Source organism: Haladaptatus sp. (assembly GCF_049589095.1).
In the GTDB taxonomy this organism is placed as follows: Archaea; Halobacteriota; Halobacteria; order Halobacteriales; family Haladaptataceae; genus Haladaptatus.
In genome coordinates, this window is record NZ_JBAWAC010000479.1 from 1 (window position 1) to 1614 (window position 1614).

Genomic DNA, 1614 nt, shown 5'->3' on the forward strand with positions numbered 1-1614 from the left:
CGTGAGGGCTCTCTGTGCGTTGTTCGCGGCCGCGCGGTCGAAGTCGATGACTCCGGTCACCGCATCGTCCTCGAAGAGGACGTTGTCCGGCGAGTAGTCGTTGTGGCAGAACACGGGGCGAAACGCCTCCGGGAGGGTTCCGCCGAACCGGTCGAACACGTCCTCGACGTCCGTTCCGGCCGTTTCCAAGCCCCCGTTTTGCAGGCACGTCGAACTCTCAGCGACGTTCTCCAGAACCCACTCCCTCAGACCCTCCGCTTCGAAGCTCTCGACGGTCAGTTCCCGTCCTTCGAACCGGAGCCATCCCGCCTCGTCGAAGCGCTCGAACTCGTGTGTCCTCGCCAGAACCCGCCCGGCGTTCCGGGTCCGTTCGGGTGAGATGTCCTTCTCACCCGTGGTTCCCTGGAGTTTCTCGACGATGGTGTACCCTCGGCCGTCGTCCGACGTGACCGTCTCCGTCACGACTTCGGGAACGGGGATGTCGGAATCGCACAACGTGATGTAACAGTTGTAACCACGGCGGAGGGAGTCGTCCCGTTCGCCATCCGAGTCGAACTGCAACACGTATCGTCCCGTCTCGCAACTCACGTCGTAGGTCTCGTGGAGCAATCCCTCGTCCACTCGCACGACGCTGAACGGGGACTCTCCCACTTCCCGCTCCACTATCGAGGCGATTTCGTCGTCCATCGAACCCACTGAATGTTTGTTCGGGGTGCGTATTACTATTTGAGGCTCTCGACGTGATATTACCACGAGACGTACCGTTGAAGGGCGGCAACTATGGCAAACAACCCGCCGCCGAGCGCGAACAGGCAGACGGCCGCCGCGAACGTCAACGCTGGCGCGAAATCAGACATTCCCTGCAGGACGAGGACGCCGAACCCGCGCTCGGCGACGAACCACTCCGCGATGACGGTGCCGACGACGGCCGTGACGATGGAGAGTTTGATTCCGGCGAACAGGGATGGAACGGCGTTCCGAAGGCGGACGAACAGCAGTTCCCGATGGAGCGGCGCATCGACCGAGCGGAGCAGCGCCAGTTGTTCGTCGGGCGTCGCGGCGAGTCCGGCCGCCGCCCCGATGGTGATCGGGAAGAACGTCGATGCCGCGATCATGACGACCGCCGCCTCGAAGGAGACGCCGAGCCACACGAGCAGGAGCGGCGCGACCACGACGTACGGCATGACGCGAAACCCGACCAGATACGGATACAGCACGCTTCCCAGTCCCGGAACGACGCGGATGCAGACGCCGAGCGCGAGGCCGACCCCCGCACCCAAACACCACCCTGCGAGCAGTTTCGTCCCGGTCGCGTACCCCGCATGGAGAAACAGCCTGGGCGATTCGATCAGCGTCCGGAGAACGGCGAGCGGCGGCGGGAGAAACACCGAGGCGTTCGGGACGATGCGTGCGGCGATACCCCACACGACGATGATTCCGGCCAGCGCGACGAGCGCACCGGCGACCTCCCCCCATCCCGTTTCGACCACCGTCCGTCCCGTGACGAACGCATCGCCGAGTGAATCGGTCCCGTCGCTCGTTCCGACCCGACGCTCGATCCGGACGACCACGCCGAAGAGGGCGAGCGCACCGACGGCGAGCACACCCAAATAC

General features: G+C 64.6%; 2 protein-coding genes. Both read right to left on the reverse strand.

Translation table 11 applies throughout. From position 1 onward, the window contains the following. Positions 1-687 (reverse strand): aminoglycoside phosphotransferase family protein (locus tag WBV42_RS14875; RefSeq protein ID WP_423986726.1); only part of this gene is annotated, 687 nt, incomplete at its 3' end. A gap of 59 nt (positions 688-746) precedes the next feature. Further along, positions 747-1614: ABC transporter permease (locus WBV42_RS14880; RefSeq protein WP_423986727.1), on the reverse strand; the 868-nt coding region annotated here is incomplete at its 5' end.